We start from the raw sequence: 18,195 nt of genomic DNA on the forward strand, positions 1-18,195 counted from the left end.
CCTACCCTTCCTTTCTGGCAGTGCGCTGGTCAACCCCGGCGCCCTTGTAATCCGTTCGATAGACTCCCAGTTCGTCGCGGATCAACTGCCTCGCAGCATCAGTCCCCACCTCCTCTACCAGAAGCCGAACCGCCAATGCGGCCAATTCGCCAGCACTGGTGACGTTCTTCTTTACCTCCTGATCTGCCCACTTCGCTTCAACCCCTGCCCTAACTTTCACACCAGCCATCACAGCCTCCCGTCTTTTTTCTCTTAAGAGCCGAGATTTATTTCTCTACAGGCTCAGACCAGTCACGCCTACCTTTTATCCTTTAGCTAAATTTTCTTCAACTATTTAGCGACAAGCTATTGACCGATCTTTAGCAGCGAGCTAAATTCTGTTCAACGCCAACGAACAACCCGGCGCCAGGGCCTGAAAAGACCCGCCGCTCTTTAACAATTCAAGATCCTCGCAGATCGATCCCAGGCAACTGGCACAGCGCGAGCAATAAATTCGATCTCCATGCCAGCTCTGGAACTGGCCGTGCTCACCAGATGTGAGTACGCGAAACCACGCAAGCCGGTCTGCGAAGAACACCGAACACGAAATGTGTGACGCAGATTAGAGATATGAATCGGGCGATGCGCGTGGTGGAGAAAACAGAATTCAGCAACAACCAGCGCCACGACAGCCTGTCGTTAACTGCCCGATCCTCTCTATGAGAGCGCATCGGGGTGTGATCTGCAGCAAAGCAAGGCACCTGACTTGTAATCAGGCCAGCCACTGAGCACGCCGGGCAGAAACCGGCGCAGGCAGAGCCAGAGGTGACGACCTCGTGCAGATCACACCCCGATGCGGACGAAACTGCGGCCTATAACCGCCCACCTGCATCAGTTTGGCGCCAAGCGGTGAAATCCCGACAGATTCGATTGTGGATCACGCGCCCACTGCCACTTGGAGAACACCATGCTCAAGATCATCCTGATCGGCGCAGCGCTCAGCCATGCGCGGCCAGAACCGCCACCTGATGTCGGCCTGCCAACCGATCCACTGACGCAAGTGCGTGAGCGCTGGCGAACTATCACCGGGGTCGCAGCGTTCTGGCGCTGACCTCCCCGCCCAAAGCCCACAACCACATATCTCAGATGGCTTCCTGCTGTTTCAGGCTGGCTATCTGGCTTTACGACTGCCTCTCAAACCCCGGGAGGTATTCGAAAGCCACACAGAGGAGCAAGACGAAATGTTTGCCCTGTTCATGCTTTACCTCATGACCACCGAAACCAAGCCGGCCAAATTCAAACCGGTTTACCACCAGATTTGCGACTACTGAGGAGCAATACAGCCATGGCTGAGAAATCCCGAATCAGCTTCACCCGGAACGTCCTGTTGCCATGGCTGGTGAGAATGCTGGCCGGCCCCAAACGCTATCCGACCGAAGCCGAGCAAGAACAGCTCAACACTCAAGCATCCAGCGCTATTTGAGCGCCGACCAGACAAGGAGCACGGAACATGACGACTCATACCCTAACCTGCGGCGAATCATCGATCAGCAGTCCAGACAAGGCGCTGGTGTTGCAGTTTGCGAACTTGGTTCTTGGTGGCGAGCAAGCCAAGGCGCCGGCGGCGAACAGCGATGTTCCAGCGATCGGCACTTACTGGGTGGGGCAAGGTGGCATCTATGCCGGCATCAGGCAGGGTGAGGATGGCGAGCTTTACCACCTGATCTTCGCCGACAAAGACCTTGGCGAACACGCCTGGGGCGAGTACGGCACCGAGACCGCCGCCACCAGCAAGGTCAACGGCATCCTGAATACCACGACTCTGTTGGAGTCTGGCGGAACATTCCCGGCAGCCGAGGCAGCCGGCAATCACTCCGCAGACGGTCACCACGACTTCTACCTGCCCAGCATCGGTGAGCTGAATCACGCTTGGCAGAACATTGCTGAGCACTTCGAGAAGACCTGGTACTGGTCGAGTTCGCAGCGCTCCGCCTACCTCGCATTCGACATGTACTTCGGTGTTGGCAATCAGAGCATCGATGGCAAGCTCGTCACCGCGCGCGTCCGCCCCGTCCGCAGATTGCCTATTTAATTCTTCATTCATTGCTTTTTGCGGGTGAATCGCGGGGCTTCTCAGGTACGAGAGGCCAGGCCTGATACGTGCCGGGCAGTGCCGGCCACCTGCAGCATCTCAACGCGGAGGATTTGCAGCCATGTAACAGACAGCCACGATCCGACGCCTCATGCGCCCGGTCGTTACGTAAGGTGGTAAAGCCCGGTTCGTCCGGGCTTTTTATTGGGCGATTGGAGGTGAGTGTGATGAGCGAACAACGTAAACCATATCCGCGCACGGCGGACAACGCCGACAAGATGAACCTGCCAGAAGGAAAGACCTGCGGCGACTGTGTGTACGCCAATCGCTGCATCGCAATGTTCGGACATATCGCAGAGGACGAGTCTTGCGACTGGGCGCCTTCAAGGTTCCGCGAGGCGGTTCAGCAGGTGACGTCATGAGCCATGTGATCGAAGTAAAGAAAAACCCCGACGGGTCGTGGACTGCGACTGGCGGCTCAAGCATCACGGTTGTGAGCGTCACATGCCTAACAGAACACCGGGCGGTGGCCTGCCTCAGTCTGGCGTTGACAGCAATTACTTCGCAGGTGCAGCCATGAAACGCACAACCGCACTCCTCCCCCGCAAGCCACGCCCCGACGTCCATGACTGTGCCAAAGGTCGGATGCATGACGCACCTCGGAAGGTCGTTACCACTATGCCGGGCGGGTATATCGCCTGATTGGAGATTGAGATGAGCGAATGGATCAAGGTTGAAGACAGGCTGCCAGATGATGGCGTGCTTGTTATCGGCTCCGGATGGAATTTCAGAGACCGAACCAAAGGTCGCTGGGTTGAGCCAACGATTTACTCAACAGACGATTCTGATTTTCACCCGGCTGCAAATGATGGCTTGGGAAATCTCGTTATCGACTTTGATGGCTCAATGGAGCCAACCCACTGGCAGCCACTACCTGCCCCGCCCGCCGAATAACCCCGCCGATCTGGAGGCGACCATGAACGCAGCATTGAAGATTTGTCAGGCTTGGCACGATGCGCAGTTGCCTCCTGAAGTCAGCGAGACTGAAGAAGAGCGGGAATGGTTGGAGCATTCGGCTGAGCAGTTGGTGCGCGGTTGCGATATCACCTGGAAGCGGCGCCGCGGTGCGCCGCAAAAGGTCACCGCAGCCCAGTACGCGACCTACCTGCAGCTCTACCTGAATGAGCGCCAGATCGACGGGCTGGACGACCGAGACTCGTTCGCCAATCTGGTCTTGAGCGTGATTGTCGGCAGCCAAAGCGAGTCAGTCACTCACGCGAAATATCTGCTCGGCAACGAGCAACCGCGTCAGTGCCTGGAAGAGATTGCCGCCGAATTCCTGCGCGACCACGCTACCGACGCCGTAGCCGCCCAGCGCGAAGCCGCAGAAGACGACGTAGGTGGCGAACTGTGAATCATCATGAAATCGCGGTGAACGCCATCGATTCGGCAATCGACACCATGTTGCTCCCGGGCGCCGGCGATGTTGATGAGGCCAGAGCAGAAACCCTTGTGATCGCCTACTTCTCGATCAATGCCATCGACCCTGAAGAGTTCAACCACTACTGCGAGCGCGTCCGGCGCATTGCTGTGCGCACCAGGCAAGGAGATGCGACATGACCATCATCGCGAGAACCCACGCAGCGTTGACCCAAGCCTTGCAATCGCGAGGCTTTTTTCTGGTCGCTGATCTGCCCAAGCAAATCAAGGTTCAGACCCGGCGCGGCATGCTGGTTGTGAGGCTGACGTGAGCAGCTGGATCGCATGCAGCGACAGGCTCCCTGAAATAGACCTGGCCGCCCCGAAATACGCACACCGCGTCCGCGTAATTGCCGGAAAGCCAGGGTACGTCGGCGAGCTGACATTTGGCACCAACGCCTACGCGAAAAACAATGTCCCACATTGGCAGGAGTCGAGCGGACGAGAAGCCGTATGGACGCCAACGCACTGGATGCCGCTTCCGGACCAGCCACAGGAGCTTTAGCCATGAAACGCCTCGCCACCCGCGTCTACACCTTCCAGGAACTGATGAACCGCATCGACATGGAGTTCTGGTCTGTCCATCACCACGGGCAGGAGCAGTACACGTTCGTGCCGGTTCAGTACAAGGGGAAATAGCCATGAAAACCTTCTACTGGATCCTCGCTTTCGGCCTGACCATCCTGCTCATGCAGTACAGCCTGTTCAAAGAGAACGGCGAGCCGCGGCAGATCAGCCTTCCTGTGGCGGTGTCGCGGTGACTTCGTTCCAGCGCGCAAAACGAATTTACGTCTGGCGCGGCTCAGCTGTTGTCCTCCTCGGCACCACCTTCGTCATGCTAGCCAGTTCCTACGTCAGCCAGATCACGCAGTAATTCACCCTCGCTGGGAGGGCCTTAACTGGATGGCCCAGACGCGCAAGGCGGCAAGAGCGCGATAAGACATCACCGCCAATCAGGGCGAATAGGAGCTGGTCCTTCACCTGCAAGGCTGTCTGTGGAGACCTAGCCAAGCGGGCTAACCCAGACCGTTTGTGACCTGATATCCCCTCCCCACTCAATAGCTCGAACTCATACGCCGCCTGCATGGCGGAAGGAACTCCCCATGTCTGCGAATCAAGTTGCCGTCACCATTGACGACATCAGCGAAGCCAATGCCCCGGCCATCTACGTGAAGGACGGCCTGAAGCCATTCCTGCACGCCGTGAAGGAGGAAGTCAGCTCCCAGGTGCCGGACCTGTCCACCGCCAAAGGCCGCGACCGCATCGCTTCGCTCGCCGCCAAGGTCAGCAAGTCGAAGGTGGCCGTCGAGAAGCCTGGCCGCGAGTATCTGAAGCGCCTCAAGGAAATGCCAAGGGTCGTGGAAGCTGAACTTCGCGAGTTCGTCGACGCCATGGATGCGCTGCGCGACGAAACACGCAAGCCACTGACCGAGTGGGAGGCCGCCGAAACTGCTCGCAAGGACAAGCATGTGGATGCGGTTCAAGCCATTCACGACTTCTGCGCCGACCTGACCGACGTCAGCGCCGCCGTCCTGCTGGAATCCATCACGTCGGTTGAAAGCGTGCAGATGGGCGAGCACTGGGAGGAATTCGAAACCGAAGCCGCCCGCGCCAAGGAATCGACGCTCGCCAAACTGCGCGCCGCCCTCTCCACTCGCCAGCAATACGAAGCTGAGCAGGCCGAACTTGTCCGTTTGCGCGCTGAGGCCGAAGCACAGGCCCAGCGTGATCGCGAGGCAGCGATTGCCAGTGCCGCCGCCGAACAGGCCCGCATCGAAGCTGAGCAACGCGCTCAGGCCGAACGCGATGCTGCTGCACGACGCGAACAGGAACTGCTCGACCAGGCTGCCGCCGCACAGCGCGCCACAGAGCAAGCTGCACGGGACGCAGAAGCAGCCGCAGAACGTCAGCGCCTGCAATTGCAACTCCAGGCCGAGCAAGCCGAGCGCCAAGCAGCACAGGCCAAGGCCGACCAGTTGGCAGCTGAGCAGCGCGCCGAGCAAGACCGCATCGCTGCTGTGCAGCGCCAAGAGCAGGCCGTCGAGCAAGCGCGCCAGAACGAACTGGCCCGCCAAGCCGCAGCAGCGGCCTTTGAACTGGAGCAGGCCCAAGCCCGCGAAGCCGATCTTGAGCACAAGAAGAAGATCAATCGCACGGCTCTGGAAGCATTTGTCGCCGGCGGTATGACCGAGGAATGCGCCAAGCAGGCGATCACTCTGATCGCTCAGCGCAAGATCCCAGCCATCGCAATTACATACTGAGGTTGTCATGAGTCAAGCAATCGCAACGATTACTCAGGACATCTACGGCGCCCGCAACCAGTTCGCCAATGTCCTAACCGACCGTTCGATCAACTTTGATCGAGAGGCAGAGTTCGCCATCCAAATTATCACTGCCGGTGAATATGCCACCAAGATCGCATTGCAAAACCGGCAGTCGGTGGTTAACGCAATCACGAACATCGCGGCTATCGGTATCAGCCTGAATCCAGCCAAGAAACAGGCTTATCTGGTCCCGCGCGACGGCAAGATCTGCCTCGACATCAGCTATATCGGACTGATGGATCTGGCCATGGCCACCGGCGCCATACGCTGGGCCCAGGCTGAACTGGTCCATGAAGCTGACGTCTTCGCACTGAACGGCTTCGACAAGCCCCCAACCCATACCTACAAACCGTTCGCCAAAGATCGCGGCGAGGCGGTTGGCGTATACGTGGTGGTCAAGACCGCCGACGGCGACTACCTAACTGAGACGATGGGCATTGACGACGTCAACGCCATTCGAGACCGGTCGAGCGCCTGGAGGGCATGGGTCGATAAGAAGAAGTCTTGCCCTTGGGTGACAGACCCGGGCGAGATGGCGAAAAAGACGGTGGTGAAGCGAGGTTACAAGTTCTGGCCGAAGACAGACCGGCTTGAGCAGGCCATCCACCACCTGAACACGGATGGCGGAGAAGGTTTGGTCGGAATGCCCGGTTCGGCACCGACTGATCCCGAATTGGTCAACAGCTGGATCGATCTTGCGATGAAGGCTGGAAGTCTGGAAGCACTGACCGAGGTTTATCACCAGGGTACGGCAGCCATGAAGCAAGCCAAAGACGCCGCAGGTCACGCTCGCTTCAAGGCGGAAGTGACCAGGCGCGGCGAGGCCATCAAAGCAGAGACTGCGCCTATCGAAGGCCAAGCCGAGGAGGTGTTAGATGGAGCAGCGTAGCGAAGAGTGGTTTGCGGCACGCCTAGGTAACGTCACGGCCAGCCGCGTTAAGGATGTGATGGCCAGCGGGCGCGGTGGCGCGCCTTCTGCCACTCGCAAAAACTACATGATGGAGTTGCTGTGCGAACGACTGACCGGCCAGCAAGGCGGCATGGATCTGTCCCGTAATGCCGCTGTGCAACGAGGCGTTGAGCTTGAGCCATTTGCCTGCATGGCCTACGAGGCCGACAAAGGCCTGATGGTCGTCGAAACCGGGCTGGTAATGCACCCGAAGATTGAATGCTTCGGGGCGTCGCCTGACGGGCTCGCCGGCGATGACGGAGTGCTGGAGATCAAGTGCCCGAACACTGCCACGCACATCGCAACCATGCAATCACGCCGCCACGACCCGCAGTACGAATGGCAGATGCTGGCCCAGATGGCTTGCACAGGTCGCCATTGGGCGGACTTCGTGAGTTACGACGACCGCTTGCCTGAAGAGCTGCAATACGTCTGCTTCCGCTACGACTTCGACTTCAAGCGCGGTCGCGAGATGGAAGCCGAGATCAAGGCCTTCCTAGAAGAGCTGGCCGAACTTGAACAGGAAATGCGAGGCCGAATGAGAGGTGCAGCATGAACGCATACGTCAGCACAGAGCTTTCCATGATCCAGATGCTCGACCCTCAACGCCACGAACTTGCCCTGCTTCAGGAGGCCTTCTTGAACAAAGGAGGGACTATTGAGGTATTGCAGGGACCGAGCTTTGTGCCGCCGCCAGTGAGGCATGAGCCGCCACCGAAGAAGAAGGATGCCAAAGCCAAGCCGGCACCAAAACCAGAAACGCCGGCATGGCTCGATAAACTGGCACAGCGCGATATTGAACGCGAGGAACGGGCCATAGAGCGATCTCGGGAAAAGCTGGAACTGATCGAGCGCATCAGAAAGCTCGCCGAAACCATGACCTATGCGCAAGCGATCATGAGCACTGGCCTGTCGCGCCGAACACTGACCAATATGGCCAAAGCCAACGGCTTCAAGTTTCAGCGGGCCGCATTCAAAAGCCAAGCTAACCTGCGCTGCAATGTTGATGAAGAGAAAGATGCCAAAGACGCTGAACGCATCAAGGCATTCAAGGATCTCGGCCTTACTCGCAACCAAGCGCGCGAGAAGGCTGGCATTTCATATCGCGCTTTCACTCGCATCCTCGAAAATTTCGGCATCGACTATCCAAAATCCAACGCAAGACCGGCCTTCTTCCCCAGGGCGCCTAAGCAGCAGGAGTAACCATGGCAGCCGAACCGAAAGAGCGCTCAGCCAAGACTGCGGCGAGGCGAAAGGCTCGCGGCGAGGAAGAGATCAGGCTGCACTGCATGGCCGGAACACGCCAGGCACTGGCCGACCTGATGGCCTGGAACGGCATCGAGGAACAGGGCGAGGCCATCACGCTGATGATTCACCACCTTCATGCGTTAGGGCCTCAAAAGTCCGCTCCGCTTCTGACCCCGCCGCGACACGAAATCACAATCAGTGAAAACGTGTCGGCAAAACTGGCTATCGCCTATCAGCGCGAATCGCTGCGCATCTGCAGCGACGAATAAACAACCCTGGAACACCCTCATGACAACAGCAATCGATTTGTTCGCCGGGCTCGGCGGATGGTCTACAGGTGGCCGTAATGCCGGCATCAAAATACTTTGGGCCGCAAATCATTGGCCGGTTGCGGTCGAATGGCACAGCGCCAATCACCCAGACGCGATTCACATCTGCCAGGACCTGCATCAGGCTGATTGGTCGAAGGTTCCGGCCCACGACATCATGCTGGCCTCACCTTGCTGCCAGGGCCACTCCAAGGCACGCGGCAAAAAGTCGGGGAACGCGCAGCATGATGCATCCAGGTCGACAGCCTGGGCGGTTGTGTCTGCCGCCGAGTTCCATCGGCCGGAAGTGGTGCTGGTAGAAAACGTCGAAGAGTTCACGGCCTGGGCCTTGTACCCTGCTTGGTCGCAGGCAATGGCGGCGCTCGGCTACATGATCGCCCCGCATGTGGTTGACTGCGCCGATCTTGGCGTGCCGCAACACCGAGTACGTCTATTTTTAGTCTGTACTCGGAGCAAGGCGCCTTTGATGCTCGAGCTTCACCGGCGCCAGCATGTGTCTGCCGCCAGCTTCCTTGACTTCGATTCTGGTCGCTGGTCGCCAATCGAGAAGCCGGGGAGGGCCCAGGCAACCCTGGACCGCGTACGCAATGGGCGGGAGCGTTTCGGCGAACAATTCATCATGCCCTACTACGGGAAAGGCTCCGGGCTCACCGGGCGGGACATCAACCGGCCGATTGGGACCATCACGACGCTTGACCGGTGGGCCTTGGTCCGCGGCAATGAGATGCGAATGCTCTCTGCAAATGAAGCGCTGGCGGCCATGTCGTTCCCATCTGATACCAAGCGCCCGGACAACCATCGGCTGACTATGCACATGGCAGGCAACGCAGTACCGCCTCTGGCAGGACAGCGAATCATCGAGGCGCTGCAGGCTGCTGCATAACCTTTCTCAACGAATCACGCCATCCGGCAAGGCGAAGCCATGAATCCAATTGCTCAACAAGCTTTTGATCGCGCGCTGGCCCGCCTTAGTCGCGAGCCCGAGCAGCGCACCAAAGACCGTAAGCCATGGTCACCGGATGACGAAGCCCGCCTCTGCGCTTTGTACCCGGACACGCCAATGCCTGAGCTTATCCAAGCCTTCCAGCGCCCGTACTGGTCGATCTACAACAAGGCGTACCTGCTCGGACTGAAGCGCAGCGAAGCCTACCTGGCGAGCGAGCATGCGTGCAGGCTACGCCGAGAAAATAATCCTGGTACCGGCACACGATTCCAGAAAGGCCAGACCTCCTGGAACAAGGGCCTGAGCTACACAGCCGGCGGGCGCTCAGCGGAAACGCGTTTCAAGGTGGGGACGGTGAACGGCAAAGCCGCCCTCCTGCTACAGCCCATTGGCACAGAGCGAGTCACGAAAGACGGTATCCGGCAGCGCAAGGTTCGCGATGACGGGCCACCGCAGCGCAGATGGAAGTCGGTACACATGATCCTCTGGGAGGAATCCAACGGCACGGTGCCCCCTGGACACATCGTCGTCTTCCGCGACAAGAACACAGCGCATATCGATATCGACAATCTTGAACTGATCACCCGCGCCGAGAACATGCGTCGCAATACGATCCATCGCTACCCGTCAGAACTCAAATCAACTATTCGCCAACTCGGCAAGCTCAAGAAAGCGATCAGCGAGGCATCCAATGAAAAACAAGATGACTGACCTCAGGAACCACCTGTTCGCCACGCTCGAAGCGCTTCAGGACCCTGACAAGCCGATGGAGATCGAGCGGGCCAAGGCGATTGCAGAGGTCGCGAAGGTGCTGGTTGATTCGGCGAAAGTCGAGGTGCTGTTCATCAACGCGATGGATGGCGACGTAGAAACCACGGGGTTCATCGAGTCCACCAAAGAGCTCCCAGCCCCAAGGGCATCTGTCCAGTGATCGCGGAGGAATGAGCATGACAGCCAAGTTATCGCCTGACTCGGTCGGGCTGATTTTCAGCATGCATGCGGAAGGCCGTAAGGTTGACGACATCGCCGCGGCAGCCGGCTGCGCATACCCGACCGTCGTGCGCTACCTCAACTCCGCCGGGATCGTTCTCGGCCACAAGGGCAAGCCCAAGCAGATCAACTCCGAATACATGAGCATGGCGCTCGACATGCGGGCGGCCGGTGCAACCTGGTGGGATGTCTCCGCAAAGATTGGATTTCATCCTCACACGTTCCTCCGAGAGCTTCGCGCAACCAGACACCAGAGCCAGTGAACACATTCCGTTCAAGCGAATAACGAGGCACCACATGAAACCAGAAATGATTACCCTCAAGCACGGCGACACCACGATCAAGATGCCAGCGTCACAACTTGCCAAACTGGCACTGGCCAGCACGTTTGCCCTGGTCCTACCTCCGGCGGCAAATGTCCAACCGATCGTACCAACCAACATCCCCGCATTCGGCGCTGAGTGGCCTGGACAAGGTGGCTTCAATGGTGGCCTGGTTGCAGCGCGCGGCGATGTCCCGGCGCACTATCTGATCATCGCCAAGAGCGATATCGGCGACCACGAATGGGGCGGACGAGGCAAAGAATCGGGCGCAACAAGCAAGACCGACGGCCTTGCCAACAGTGAGGTGCTCCAGTCTGAAGGTAGTCACCCAGCTATTGAGGCGGTAGCTGCCTACACCGCTGAAGGTCACCAGGACTTCTACCTTCCCGCCTGCGCCGAGCTGTACCACTGCTGGGTGAACGTGCCGGAACTGTTCGCGAAAGACACCTGGTACTGGTCGTCAACGCAGCGCTCCGCCTACTACGCATTCCTCATGTACTTCGATGATGGCTTTCAGGGCAGCCTCGTCAAGGGCAACGAGCTCCGCGTCCGCCCCGTCCGCAGATTCTTTATTTGATCCTTTAATCATTCGTTCTTGATCCGGCACCGGGCGCAGCAGCGCCTTTTTTGTTGCCTTCGAAAAGAGGAAAGACCATGTCCGCAGCAGAGCAAGTCGCACCAGCAGCCACCCTCCCGGAAATCGGCCAGGCATTCGGTGGCGGATTCTTCACCGGCATCACCCGCGATCCGGACACCGGCAAGCGTTACCTGAACATCACCGCCGGCGCCGCGCACGAACTGAAAGGCGCCTGGGGCGAGTACGGCGTGAAGATTGATGGCGCCGACAGCTTCACCAACAGCCGCGGCAACACCGAAGCGATGGCGGCAGCTGGCAGTGAACTGGCGCAGCAGGTGCTGGCTCTGGACATCGGCGGCTACACCGACTGGGCGATCCCGGCGCGGGATGTACAGGAATTGCAGTATCGCCACTTCAAGCCGACCACCGAAACGAATTGGCAGTACGGCCGCAGCGGTGACAACCCGAACAGCGAGCCTGTCGGGCTGCTGCACACCGAAGAGTCACCGGCTCAGACCACGTTGGCCGTCTTCCAGGCTGGCGGCGCCGAAGCCTTCAAGCCAACCTGGTACTGGTCGAGTTCGCAGCGCTCCGCCACCAACGCATTCGTCATGACCTTCGGTGATGGCTTTCAGGGCATCAACGGCAAGCTCGACGAGCTCCGCGTCCGCCCCGTCCGCAGTCAATTAATTGATTAATTTGCTTATTTAATCCGGCCGCTTGCGGCCGGTTGCTCTTGGAGAGCGCCCATTATGGGAATGCACACGGAATTGCAGATTTACAAGGTGTCACTGGGACTGCTCCAGATGGCGACGAACCTCACCCGCAACATTCCCCGAGACCTCAAGCAGTCACTCGGGAAGCGCGTTATCGATGAGTGCATCGACGTGCTGATGTTGATTGCCCGGGCCAACTCGACCCGGGACAAGCACCCACACCTGACCCTGCTGGTAGAGAAGGTCCAGGTCATCGAGTTCCTGATGCGACTCTTCAAGGAGAGTCGGTTCATCAGTGTCGGGCAGCATGCCACTTCGATAGAGGTTACTTCCTCGATCGGTAAACAGGCCACTGCCTGGAAACGTTCCACCCCAACCGCGCCCGCCATCTGAGAGTCATGGCTTTCAGGTCTGTGCGAATTGAATCTGGTCGTGCCGCTGACCTCTGGGTCACCGCCATGCGCATCAGAGATACCGACGGTCTAAAGCGTCCGTGCAGGTCTCGCGCAGTTTCCTTGCTGATCGGCTCTGCCTTCGGCTTGGCGACGTAGATAGCACGATAAGTCGCAGCGCTCCGCCAACAACGCATTCAACATGAACTTCGATGATGGCAATCAGAACAACAACGACAAGAACAACGAGCTCCGCGTCCGCCCCGTCCGCAGATTCGAATGTTGGTCCCTACCCGTTCAGCGAGCTTGTTCAGGCCTATTACGACTGCCGCCGCTCGAAGCGCAACAGCGCCAGTGCATTGGCTTTCGAAATGGACCTGGAACGCAACCTGATCGGTCTACACGACGACCTGATCGCCGGCACCTACCGGCCAGGCCGCTCGATATGCTTCGTGGTCACCCGGCCGAAAGCCCGAGAGGTTTGGGCTGCTGCCTTCCGGGACCGCGTCGTCCACCACCTGCTGTACAACCGTGTGGCCCCGCGCTTCTACGCCAGCTTCATAGCGGACAGTTGCGCATGCATTCCCGGGCGCGGCACGTTGTACGCCGCCACCCGGCTTGAAGCGAAGATCCGCAGCGCCAGCCAGAACTGGTCGAAGCCGATCTTTTATCTCAAGTGCGACTTGGCCAACTTCTTCGTCGCGATCGACAAAGAGGTTCTGCGCAAGCAGCTGGCCACCAAGATCACCGAACCCTGGTGGTTGGCACTCGCCGAACAAATCCTTATGCACGACCCTCGCGAAGACTACGAGGTGCGCAGCCCGGCGCATCTGTTCAACCGGGTGCCGCAGCACAAACGGCTCACCGCGCAACCGGCGCACCTTGGCCTACCCATCGGCAACCTATCGTCGCAGTTCTTCGCCAACGTGTATCTCAATGCGCTCGACCAGTTCGCAAAGCACAAGCTCGGCGCCAAGCATTACGTGCGCTATGTCGATGACTTCGTGTTCCTGCATGAGTCGCCGCAACAGCTCAACGCTTGGCTGGCAGAGGTTGAAGCGTTCCTGCCCAGCCTGGGCGCGAAGCTGAACCCGACGAAGACCATCCTCCAGCCAGCTGATCGCGGCGTCGACTTCGTTGGCCACGTCATCAAGCCGTGGCGGCGATCAACCCGCAAGCGATCACTGGCCCAAGCGCTGAAGCGAACAGCCGCGGCCCCCGCCGAGGATCTGCGCGAGACCGCCAACAGTTACTTCGGCCTGCTCAGTCAAGCCAGCCACAGCGAGAGAGACCGTGAAAAGCTGGCCAACGTCGTACTGAGGCGCGGTCACGCAGTCAACGGTGCGCTAACCAAGACCTACCCGAAAAAGTAACCCTCCCCCTTCAAAGTCAGCCGCTATAGCGGCAAGGACGAAACATGCCTATCGAGAAAATCGAAAAGGAGGCTGACCTCTGCGCGCTGTTCATCCAGGAGTTCAACGAGCTGCCCGGTTGGACGTGCTACCCCGAGGCCGCCGGCTTCGACGTACTGGTGGTGCACGAAGACGGCCGCCAGATCGGCGTCGAGGCGAAGATGCAGCTGAACGCCAAGGTGGCTGACCAAATCCTGCCGTGCCGCGGCGACGAGCTTTACGGCCGCGCCGGACCGGATTATCGACTGGTGATCGTGAGCAAAATCACCGACGCCAGCAAAGGCATCGTGAAGATGCTGGAACACCTCGGCGTGAGAGTGCTCGTACCGAGGTCGAGCTGGACGCGCCACGGTGACTGTTTCACCTTCAGCCTCGATCATTCCCTGCTGGAGGTCAGCAATCACCAACCGTTTTATGACTGGTACATGTTCGACTGGAACCCGCCCGAACGCTGCCATGTACCAGTTCTGGTGACAAACCTGCCCGCCGGCGTGCCGGCTCCGGTTCGCCTGACACCGTGGAAAGAGTCGGCACTGAAGGTTCTGGCCCAACTTCGGCGCCAAGGCTTCATCACCGCCAAGCAGATCGCCAGCCACGGCATCGGCGTCACCGCGTGGACGCAGGCACCGGGAAGCAAGCCAGCATGGCTGGCCAAGGGCACCGTTCGCGGCACCTGGATCGAAACTGAACACATGCCGGCCTTCGATAAGCAGCACCCGGACGTGTATGCCCTTGCCATCGAAACGCTTGCGGCCGAAACCACCAAAGAACTGGAGCTTGCCCAATGACCAATATCAAGGAACGGCCGATCCTGTTCTCGGCCCCGATGGTGCGCGCCATTCTGGAAGGCCGAAAGACGGTCACGCGGCGGGCGATGAAGATCCAGCCAGATGACGATGCCAGCCTTACAGTTGAGGCCTACAACGTTGCTGTAACGAATCGGCACGGAGAACAGGAAGCAGGGCCCGAGGTGTTCGGGGCCTGGTGGCGCGACGGTGAGTCTGGTTGCAAGTGTCCCTACGGAAAGCCAGGCGACCGACTGTGGGTGCGCGAGAGCTGGTGGCAGGCCGGCGACTGGCAGGCAACCTACCCCGAGGACGACACGGGGGCCTGGTTCGGTAGCCGTCGGATTGTTTACTCGGCTGACAGCACGCCACCGAACGAGCCCAATAACAGCTACCCGAACGGCTTGCGCAACGGCGCTTACTCGGCGGCGGCGCCGAACAAGATCTGGCGGCACCGGCCAAGCATCCACATGCCGCGCTGGGCCAGCCGCATCATTCTGGAAATCACCGACGTACGCGTCGAACGGTTGCAGGACATCAGCGATAACGAGATCGAAGCTGAGGGGATTGATCTCGATGCGCTGGCAGATGGGCAGGACCGGTACGACATGTGCCATGCCGGCTCAGGCGCTGATGGCCGTCCGACCTTGCGAACTGCATGGCGCCACCTTTGGGAATCCACCGGTGGCGACTGGGCCGCCAACCCTTGGGTCTGGGTCGTCGAGTTCAAGAGGGTGACGCAATGACTCACCAACCCAAAGGCGGTATGTGTCGCACCTGCATCCACGCCCACCGCAATTGCAGCCACCTTCCCTTCAACACCATGCCGGCGCTCGCCCGGGACGCTCAGACCGTGATCGTCCGCTGCACTGAATTCCAGCGCCGCAAGTAACCCCGCCCCATTTATCCCTGCTTGCCGCCGCGCGCGGCTGGAGCATCCCTATGTCTCGCATTGAAGAAAGAGAAGGCTGGAACCTGGCTGATCAGTTGATTGAGGCCGGGCGTTTGGTAGATCCGATATTCGGCGGCGTCGAGCGTGTCATCGCGAACATCCAGCGTACCGCGGCAGAACGGCCTGAGAGTTACCGGACAGGCATCCAAAGACGAATTGAGGCAGAACGCCATGTCCAGCATTGATGTGCACGAACGCAGACCAGACGGCGCCGTCGGCAAGCTGCTCGACGTGATCGACCGCCAGCCAGAACACCGCAAGTCCGGTCAATTCGTCGAGTTCGACGGCGAGATGCACCCAGTCCTGACCGGTATCCGCAGCTTCATCATCGTCACGACCGAGCGCTGGGCGCGGGTGTCGGCTGCTACCTGGAGGAAGATATGAATGCCGAGCTCGCATTGCTCCCCCGCTTCATCCGGGCCAAGCAGGCGCCAGCGTACCTGGGCATGTGTCGCGCAGTGTTTGACGCCGAGGTTCGACCGCACGTCCACGAATTTCCCATCGGCGAGCGCGGTGTCGGGTTCGACCGGAAGGAGTTGGATGACTGGGCCTCGGCATACGTCGAAGCCAAGTCCATTGATAAAAACCGCGCCCCGGAGCAACAATTGCCCCGCAGCGAGCGCCAGAAAGGAGATAAATCATGGCGCGAAAATCGATCACAGGCCTCTCCCAAAGGAAAGGTATCTGGCATATCGACAAGAAAATCAACGGAGAACGACTTTACGAAAGCACTGGAACTGGTGACCGGGAAGAAGCAGAGCGCTACCTGATCTTCAGGCTAGAGCAGATCCGACAACAGAAGGTGTATGGCGTAAAGAAGGTCAGGATCTGGCGGGAGGCGGCGACTCGCTTCCTGTTGGAGTTCAAGGACCAGCCGTCAATCAAGCTTTCTGCGCATCACCTTGCTCAGCTGGACCCATTCATAGGTGACGTGCCGCTGACCCACATTGATGATCAGGCGCTTCTGCCCTTCATCAAAGACCGGTTGGCGACCAAGAAGCTTGAGAATGGCAAGGTAAAGAAAGGTGTCAGCAACCGGACGGTTAATATCTCGATCGAGCGTGTGGTTCGGGTTTTGTCGTTATGTGCCAGGAAGTGGCGAGACGATGAGCGTAGGCCATGGCTGGACAACGTGCCGATGCTCACAAAGCTGGAAGAGAAGAAGTCGAGCCGCAAGCCATACCCGATGTCGTGGCCGGAGCAGTCGATTCTTTTTGGGGAGTTGCCGGCCCATCTGCAAACGATGGCGCTGTTCAAGGTGAACACCGGCACGCGGGAGCAGGAAGTCTGCAAGCTGAGATGGGATTGGGAGATTTCGGTGCCGGAGCTCGGAACCAGTGTTTTTCTGATCCCGGCGGACTTTGGCGGCAGACACGAACGGTCTGGGGTGAAAAACGGTGATGAGCGACTGGTCGTGCTCAACAATGTGGCCAAGTCGATCATCGAGCGGCAGCGCGGCCTGAGCAAGGAATGGGTTTTCCCTTACAACGGCACCGCGATGCACCGGATGAACGACTCAGCCTGGAAGAAGGCGCGGGTGAGAGCGGCGAAACTCTGGCAGGAGGAAAACCTTCGCCCCGCTCACCCAGGTTATGCATCCATCAGGATTCATGACCTCAAACACACATTTGGCCGTCGGCTACGAGCAGCAGGCGTCACCGAGGAAGACCGCAAGGCACTTCTGGGCCACAAGAACGGCAGCATCACCAGTCACTACTCGGGCGCTGAGCTCGGGCATCTGATTGAAGCTGCGAACATGGTATCAGCAACCGATTCGCGTGGACCGGTGCTGACAATATTGAAGAGGAAACAGGCGTGAAAAATCGAGGAGTCACGCAAATGTCACGCACATGAAAAAGGCCAATGCTGTGAACATTGGCCTAAGTCATTGAATTATATGGTCGGGACGGAGTGATTCGAACACTCGACCCCTAGCACCCCATGCTAGTGCGCTACCGGACTGCGCTACGCCCCGACTAGGCGTTAACTCTGTTCCTCATCTCGAGGAACGCTCAAGAATATATCGCAAGCTTTTGAAAACTGGAAGTATTTAAAAGCAGGAATTTATTTCTTGAGGACCACCAGAACATCTTCCAGCTCGGCGATCATCTGGCGGATCATTTGTTTGTATTGGGTGGTGTCGTCTTTGGCTTCATCGCCGGACAAACGCAAGCGTGCGCCGCCGATGGTGAACCCCTGATCGTAAAGAAGCGCGCGGATCTGCCGGATCATCAGCACGTCCTGGCGCTGATAATACCGGCGGTTTCCGCGGCGTTTGACGGGGTTGAGTTGAGGAAACTCCTGCTCCCAGTAGCGCAGCACGTGTGGTTTTACCGCACACAGCTCGCTGACTTCACCAATGGTGAAGTAGCGTTTGCCCGGGATGACGGGTAGTTCGTCGTTATGACTTGGTTCCAGCATAAGCCTCAACTCGGGCCTTCAACTTCTGCCCTGGACGAAAGGTGACCACACGGCGAGCCGTGATCGGGATTTCTTCTCCCGTTTTCGGATTGCGGCCAGGCCGCTGGCGTTTGTCCCGAAGGTCGAAATTGCCGAAACCGGACAATTTGACTTGTTCGTTGTCTTCGAGCGCGTGCCTGATTTCTTCGAAAAACAGTTCGACCAATTCCTTGGCCTCCCGCTTGTTCAGGCCCAGCTCTTCGTACAGACGTTCCGCCATCTCAGCTTTCGTCAAAGCCCCCATA

At 58.8% G+C, this 18,195-nt stretch carries 33 protein-coding genes and 1 tRNA gene; 30 read left to right on the top strand and 4 right to left on the bottom strand.

Annotated features, from left to right (window positions below):
- Position 1: 1 nt before the first annotated feature.
- Entirely contained in the window at positions 2-229 is a 228-nt protein-coding gene (locus PSH69_RS20725; RefSeq protein ID WP_305409670.1) for a hypothetical protein, read from the bottom strand.
- 717 nt (positions 230-946) lie between these two features.
- Here PSH69_RS20725 and PSH69_RS20730 point away from each other — a divergent pair.
- From PSH69_RS20730 to PSH69_RS20870, 30 genes are all read left to right on the top strand, one after another.
- Positions 947-1,090 carry a hypothetical protein gene (locus tag PSH69_RS20730; protein ID WP_305409671.1) on the top strand — a complete coding sequence of 48 codons (144 nt, stop codon included), beginning with the start codon at positions 947-949 and terminating at the stop codon, positions 1,088-1,090.
- 234 nt (positions 1,091-1,324) lie between these two features.
- Positions 1,325-1,462 carry a hypothetical protein gene (locus PSH69_RS20735; protein WP_305409672.1) on the top strand — a complete coding sequence of 46 codons (138 nt, stop codon included), beginning with the start codon at positions 1,325-1,327 and terminating at the stop codon, positions 1,460-1,462.
- 27 nt (positions 1,463-1,489) lie between these two features.
- A complete protein-coding gene (locus PSH69_RS20740; protein ID WP_305409673.1) occupies positions 1,490-2,071 on the top strand; it encodes a DUF1566 domain-containing protein in 582 nt (193 codons plus the stop codon).
- Between the two features lie 227 nt (positions 2,072-2,298).
- Entirely contained in the window at positions 2,299-2,493 is a 195-nt protein-coding gene (locus PSH69_RS20745; RefSeq protein WP_305409674.1) for a hypothetical protein, read from the top strand.
- A 292-nt stretch (positions 2,494-2,785) separates the two neighbouring features.
- The gene (locus tag PSH69_RS20750; RefSeq protein ID WP_305409675.1) at positions 2,786-3,025 is read left to right on the top strand and encodes a DUF551 domain-containing protein; all 240 of its coding nucleotides are present in this window, start codon (positions 2,786-2,788) and stop codon (positions 3,023-3,025) included.
- 22 nt (positions 3,026-3,047) lie between these two features.
- The gene (locus tag PSH69_RS20755; protein ID WP_305409676.1) at positions 3,048-3,485 is read left to right on the top strand and encodes a hypothetical protein; all 438 of its coding nucleotides are present in this window, start codon (positions 3,048-3,050) and stop codon (positions 3,483-3,485) included.
- Positions 3,482-3,691, top strand: coding sequence for a hypothetical protein (locus tag PSH69_RS20760; RefSeq protein WP_305409677.1), 210 nt, complete (start codon positions 3,482-3,484; stop codon positions 3,689-3,691). Before PSH69_RS20755 ends, PSH69_RS20760 begins: the two co-directional genes overlap by 4 nt.
- Positions 3,688-3,822, top strand: coding sequence for a hypothetical protein (locus PSH69_RS20765; RefSeq protein ID WP_305409678.1), 135 nt, complete (start codon positions 3,688-3,690; stop codon positions 3,820-3,822). The genes PSH69_RS20760 and PSH69_RS20765 overlap by 4 nt, the downstream gene beginning before the upstream one ends.
- Complete coding sequence (locus PSH69_RS30365) at positions 3,819-4,055, top strand: DUF551 domain-containing protein (protein WP_370695216.1); 237 nt, start codon at positions 3,819-3,821, stop codon at positions 4,053-4,055. The genes PSH69_RS20765 and PSH69_RS30365 overlap by 4 nt, the downstream gene beginning before the upstream one ends.
- A gap of 2 nt (positions 4,056-4,057) precedes the next feature.
- Positions 4,058-4,189 carry a hypothetical protein gene (locus tag PSH69_RS20770; RefSeq protein ID WP_305409679.1) on the top strand — a complete coding sequence of 44 codons (132 nt, stop codon included), beginning with the start codon at positions 4,058-4,060 and terminating at the stop codon, positions 4,187-4,189.
- 464 nt (positions 4,190-4,653) lie between these two features.
- Complete coding sequence (locus PSH69_RS20775; RefSeq protein WP_305409680.1) at positions 4,654-5,811, top strand: hypothetical protein; 1,158 nt, start codon at positions 4,654-4,656, stop codon at positions 5,809-5,811.
- A gap of 7 nt (positions 5,812-5,818) precedes the next feature.
- Positions 5,819-6,763: a recombinase RecT gene (locus PSH69_RS20780; protein WP_305409681.1), complete on the top strand. Its 945-nt coding sequence runs from the start codon at positions 5,819-5,821 to the stop codon at positions 6,761-6,763.
- Positions 6,750-7,379 carry a lambda exonuclease family protein gene (locus PSH69_RS20785; protein ID WP_305409682.1) on the top strand — a complete coding sequence of 210 codons (630 nt, stop codon included), beginning with the start codon at positions 6,750-6,752 and terminating at the stop codon, positions 7,377-7,379. Before PSH69_RS20780 ends, PSH69_RS20785 begins: the two co-directional genes overlap by 14 nt.
- The gene (locus PSH69_RS20790; RefSeq protein WP_305409683.1) at positions 7,376-8,026 is read left to right on the top strand and encodes a hypothetical protein; all 651 of its coding nucleotides are present in this window, start codon (positions 7,376-7,378) and stop codon (positions 8,024-8,026) included. The genes PSH69_RS20785 and PSH69_RS20790 overlap by 4 nt, the downstream gene beginning before the upstream one ends.
- A gap of 2 nt (positions 8,027-8,028) precedes the next feature.
- Complete coding sequence (locus PSH69_RS20795; protein ID WP_305409684.1) at positions 8,029-8,340, top strand: hypothetical protein; 312 nt, start codon at positions 8,029-8,031, stop codon at positions 8,338-8,340.
- A 19-nt stretch (positions 8,341-8,359) separates the two neighbouring features.
- The gene (locus tag PSH69_RS20800; RefSeq protein WP_305409685.1) at positions 8,360-9,283 is read left to right on the top strand and encodes a DNA cytosine methyltransferase; all 924 of its coding nucleotides are present in this window, start codon (positions 8,360-8,362) and stop codon (positions 9,281-9,283) included.
- A 39-nt stretch (positions 9,284-9,322) separates the two neighbouring features.
- Positions 9,323-10,054, top strand: coding sequence for an HNH endonuclease signature motif containing protein (locus tag PSH69_RS20805; RefSeq protein ID WP_305409686.1), 732 nt, complete (start codon positions 9,323-9,325; stop codon positions 10,052-10,054).
- Positions 10,035-10,274, top strand: a complete 240-nt coding sequence (locus PSH69_RS20810; protein WP_008037062.1) for a hypothetical protein — start codon at positions 10,035-10,037, stop codon at positions 10,272-10,274. The genes PSH69_RS20805 and PSH69_RS20810 overlap by 20 nt, the downstream gene beginning before the upstream one ends.
- Before the next feature lie 16 nt (positions 10,275-10,290).
- Positions 10,291-10,596: a hypothetical protein gene (locus tag PSH69_RS20815; protein ID WP_305409687.1), complete on the top strand. Its 306-nt coding sequence runs from the start codon at positions 10,291-10,293 to the stop codon at positions 10,594-10,596.
- Positions 10,597-10,630: 34 nt separating this feature from the next.
- Positions 10,631-11,233 (top strand): DUF1566 domain-containing protein, encoded by a 603-nt coding sequence (locus tag PSH69_RS20820; RefSeq protein WP_305409688.1) that lies wholly within the window; start codon positions 10,631-10,633, stop codon positions 11,231-11,233.
- A 77-nt stretch (positions 11,234-11,310) separates the two neighbouring features.
- Positions 11,311-11,931 carry a DUF1566 domain-containing protein gene (locus PSH69_RS20825; RefSeq protein WP_305409689.1) on the top strand — a complete coding sequence of 207 codons (621 nt, stop codon included), beginning with the start codon at positions 11,311-11,313 and terminating at the stop codon, positions 11,929-11,931.
- Between the two features lie 54 nt (positions 11,932-11,985).
- Positions 11,986-12,342 (top strand): four helix bundle protein, encoded by a 357-nt coding sequence (locus PSH69_RS20830; protein ID WP_305409690.1) that lies wholly within the window; start codon positions 11,986-11,988, stop codon positions 12,340-12,342.
- 211 nt (positions 12,343-12,553) lie between these two features.
- Positions 12,554-13,714 carry an RNA-directed DNA polymerase gene (locus tag PSH69_RS20835; RefSeq protein WP_305409691.1) on the top strand — a complete coding sequence of 387 codons (1,161 nt, stop codon included), beginning with the start codon at positions 12,554-12,556 and terminating at the stop codon, positions 13,712-13,714.
- Between the two features lie 44 nt (positions 13,715-13,758).
- Positions 13,759-14,541, top strand: coding sequence for a hypothetical protein (locus PSH69_RS20840; protein WP_305409692.1), 783 nt, complete (start codon positions 13,759-13,761; stop codon positions 14,539-14,541).
- On the top strand, positions 14,538-15,284 hold the full coding sequence (locus PSH69_RS20845) for a hypothetical protein (protein WP_305409693.1): 747 nt from the start codon (positions 14,538-14,540) through the stop codon (positions 15,282-15,284). Before PSH69_RS20840 ends, PSH69_RS20845 begins: the two co-directional genes overlap by 4 nt.
- Positions 15,281-15,430 (top strand): hypothetical protein, encoded by a 150-nt coding sequence (locus tag PSH69_RS20850; protein ID WP_305409694.1) that lies wholly within the window; start codon positions 15,281-15,283, stop codon positions 15,428-15,430. Before PSH69_RS20845 ends, PSH69_RS20850 begins: the two co-directional genes overlap by 4 nt.
- A gap of 50 nt (positions 15,431-15,480) precedes the next feature.
- A complete protein-coding gene (locus tag PSH69_RS20855) occupies positions 15,481-15,675 on the top strand; it encodes a hypothetical protein (protein ID WP_305409695.1) in 195 nt (64 codons plus the stop codon).
- Entirely contained in the window at positions 15,662-15,874 is a 213-nt protein-coding gene (locus PSH69_RS20860; protein WP_305409696.1) for a hypothetical protein, read from the top strand. The genes PSH69_RS20855 and PSH69_RS20860 overlap by 14 nt, the downstream gene beginning before the upstream one ends.
- Entirely contained in the window at positions 15,871-16,260 is a 390-nt protein-coding gene (locus PSH69_RS20865; protein WP_305409697.1) for an AlpA family transcriptional regulator, read from the top strand. The genes PSH69_RS20860 and PSH69_RS20865 overlap by 4 nt, the downstream gene beginning before the upstream one ends.
- Entirely contained in the window at positions 16,146-17,309 is a 1,164-nt protein-coding gene (locus PSH69_RS20870) for a tyrosine-type recombinase/integrase (protein ID WP_305412857.1), read from the top strand. The genes PSH69_RS20865 and PSH69_RS20870 overlap by 115 nt, the downstream gene beginning before the upstream one ends.
- A gap of 79 nt (positions 17,310-17,388) precedes the next feature.
- Here PSH69_RS20870 and PSH69_RS20875 read toward each other — a convergent pair.
- From PSH69_RS20875 to ihfA, 3 genes are all read right to left on the bottom strand, one after another.
- A tRNA-Pro gene (locus tag PSH69_RS20875) sits at positions 17,389-17,465 on the bottom strand.
- Between the two features lie 89 nt (positions 17,466-17,554).
- The gene (locus PSH69_RS20880) at positions 17,555-17,911 is read right to left on the bottom strand and encodes a MerR family transcriptional regulator (protein ID WP_003179985.1); all 357 of its coding nucleotides are present in this window, start codon (positions 17,909-17,911) and stop codon (positions 17,555-17,557) included.
- Complete coding sequence (gene ihfA / locus PSH69_RS20885; protein ID WP_002553164.1) at positions 17,892-18,194, bottom strand: integration host factor subunit alpha; 303 nt, start codon at positions 18,192-18,194, stop codon at positions 17,892-17,894. Before ihfA ends, PSH69_RS20880 begins: the two co-directional genes overlap by 20 nt.
- Between the last annotated feature and the right edge of the window lies 1 nt (position 18,195).

The sequence above is a fragment of the Pseudomonas sp. FP1740 genome, assembly GCF_030687165.1.
Taxonomy (GTDB): domain Bacteria; phylum Pseudomonadota; class Gammaproteobacteria; order Pseudomonadales; family Pseudomonadaceae; genus Aquipseudomonas.

Excerpts from the sequence above, each read along its gene's own strand:
- PSH69_RS20725 (WP_305409670.1), bottom strand. The coding sequence starts at position 229 with ATGGCTGGTGTGAAAGTTAGGGCAGGGGTTGAAGCGAAGTGGGCAGAT.
- PSH69_RS20730 (WP_305409671.1), top strand. The coding sequence starts at position 947 with ATGCTCAAGATCATCCTGATCGGCGCAGCGCTCAGCCATGCGCGGCCA.
- PSH69_RS20735 (WP_305409672.1), top strand. The coding sequence starts at position 1,325 with ATGGCTGAGAAATCCCGAATCAGCTTCACCCGGAACGTCCTGTTGCCA.
- PSH69_RS20740 (WP_305409673.1), top strand. The coding sequence starts at position 1,490 with ATGACGACTCATACCCTAACCTGCGGCGAATCATCGATCAGCAGTCCA.
- PSH69_RS20745 (WP_305409674.1), top strand. The coding sequence starts at position 2,299 with ATGAGCGAACAACGTAAACCATATCCGCGCACGGCGGACAACGCCGAC.
- PSH69_RS20750 (WP_305409675.1), top strand. The coding sequence starts at position 2,786 with ATGAGCGAATGGATCAAGGTTGAAGACAGGCTGCCAGATGATGGCGTG.
- PSH69_RS20755 (WP_305409676.1), top strand. The coding sequence starts at position 3,048 with ATGAACGCAGCATTGAAGATTTGTCAGGCTTGGCACGATGCGCAGTTG.
- PSH69_RS20765 (WP_305409678.1), top strand. The coding sequence starts at position 3,688 with ATGACCATCATCGCGAGAACCCACGCAGCGTTGACCCAAGCCTTGCAA.
- PSH69_RS20770 (WP_305409679.1), top strand. The coding sequence starts at position 4,058 with ATGAAACGCCTCGCCACCCGCGTCTACACCTTCCAGGAACTGATGAAC.
- PSH69_RS20775 (WP_305409680.1), top strand. The coding sequence starts at position 4,654 with ATGTCTGCGAATCAAGTTGCCGTCACCATTGACGACATCAGCGAAGCC.
- PSH69_RS20780 (WP_305409681.1), top strand. The coding sequence starts at position 5,819 with ATGAGTCAAGCAATCGCAACGATTACTCAGGACATCTACGGCGCCCGC.
- PSH69_RS20785 (WP_305409682.1), top strand. The coding sequence starts at position 6,750 with ATGGAGCAGCGTAGCGAAGAGTGGTTTGCGGCACGCCTAGGTAACGTC.
- PSH69_RS20790 (WP_305409683.1), top strand. The coding sequence starts at position 7,376 with ATGAACGCATACGTCAGCACAGAGCTTTCCATGATCCAGATGCTCGAC.
- PSH69_RS20795 (WP_305409684.1), top strand. The coding sequence starts at position 8,029 with ATGGCAGCCGAACCGAAAGAGCGCTCAGCCAAGACTGCGGCGAGGCGA.
- PSH69_RS20800 (WP_305409685.1), top strand. The coding sequence starts at position 8,360 with ATGACAACAGCAATCGATTTGTTCGCCGGGCTCGGCGGATGGTCTACA.
- PSH69_RS20805 (WP_305409686.1), top strand. The coding sequence starts at position 9,323 with ATGAATCCAATTGCTCAACAAGCTTTTGATCGCGCGCTGGCCCGCCTT.
- PSH69_RS20810 (WP_008037062.1), top strand. The coding sequence starts at position 10,035 with ATGAAAAACAAGATGACTGACCTCAGGAACCACCTGTTCGCCACGCTC.
- PSH69_RS20815 (WP_305409687.1), top strand. The coding sequence starts at position 10,291 with ATGACAGCCAAGTTATCGCCTGACTCGGTCGGGCTGATTTTCAGCATG.
- PSH69_RS20820 (WP_305409688.1), top strand. The coding sequence starts at position 10,631 with ATGAAACCAGAAATGATTACCCTCAAGCACGGCGACACCACGATCAAG.
- PSH69_RS20825 (WP_305409689.1), top strand. The coding sequence starts at position 11,311 with ATGTCCGCAGCAGAGCAAGTCGCACCAGCAGCCACCCTCCCGGAAATC.
- PSH69_RS20830 (WP_305409690.1), top strand. The coding sequence starts at position 11,986 with ATGGGAATGCACACGGAATTGCAGATTTACAAGGTGTCACTGGGACTG.
- PSH69_RS20835 (WP_305409691.1), top strand. The coding sequence starts at position 12,554 with ATGATGGCAATCAGAACAACAACGACAAGAACAACGAGCTCCGCGTCC.
- PSH69_RS20840 (WP_305409692.1), top strand. The coding sequence starts at position 13,759 with ATGCCTATCGAGAAAATCGAAAAGGAGGCTGACCTCTGCGCGCTGTTC.
- PSH69_RS20845 (WP_305409693.1), top strand. The coding sequence starts at position 14,538 with ATGACCAATATCAAGGAACGGCCGATCCTGTTCTCGGCCCCGATGGTG.
- PSH69_RS20850 (WP_305409694.1), top strand. The coding sequence starts at position 15,281 with ATGACTCACCAACCCAAAGGCGGTATGTGTCGCACCTGCATCCACGCC.
- PSH69_RS20855 (WP_305409695.1), top strand. The coding sequence starts at position 15,481 with ATGTCTCGCATTGAAGAAAGAGAAGGCTGGAACCTGGCTGATCAGTTG.
- PSH69_RS20860 (WP_305409696.1), top strand. The coding sequence starts at position 15,662 with ATGTCCAGCATTGATGTGCACGAACGCAGACCAGACGGCGCCGTCGGC.
- PSH69_RS20865 (WP_305409697.1), top strand. The coding sequence starts at position 15,871 with ATGAATGCCGAGCTCGCATTGCTCCCCCGCTTCATCCGGGCCAAGCAG.
- PSH69_RS20880 (WP_003179985.1), bottom strand. The coding sequence starts at position 17,911 with ATGCTGGAACCAAGTCATAACGACGAACTACCCGTCATCCCGGGCAAA.
- ihfA (WP_002553164.1), bottom strand. The coding sequence starts at position 18,194 with ATGGGGGCTTTGACGAAAGCTGAGATGGCGGAACGTCTGTACGAAGAG.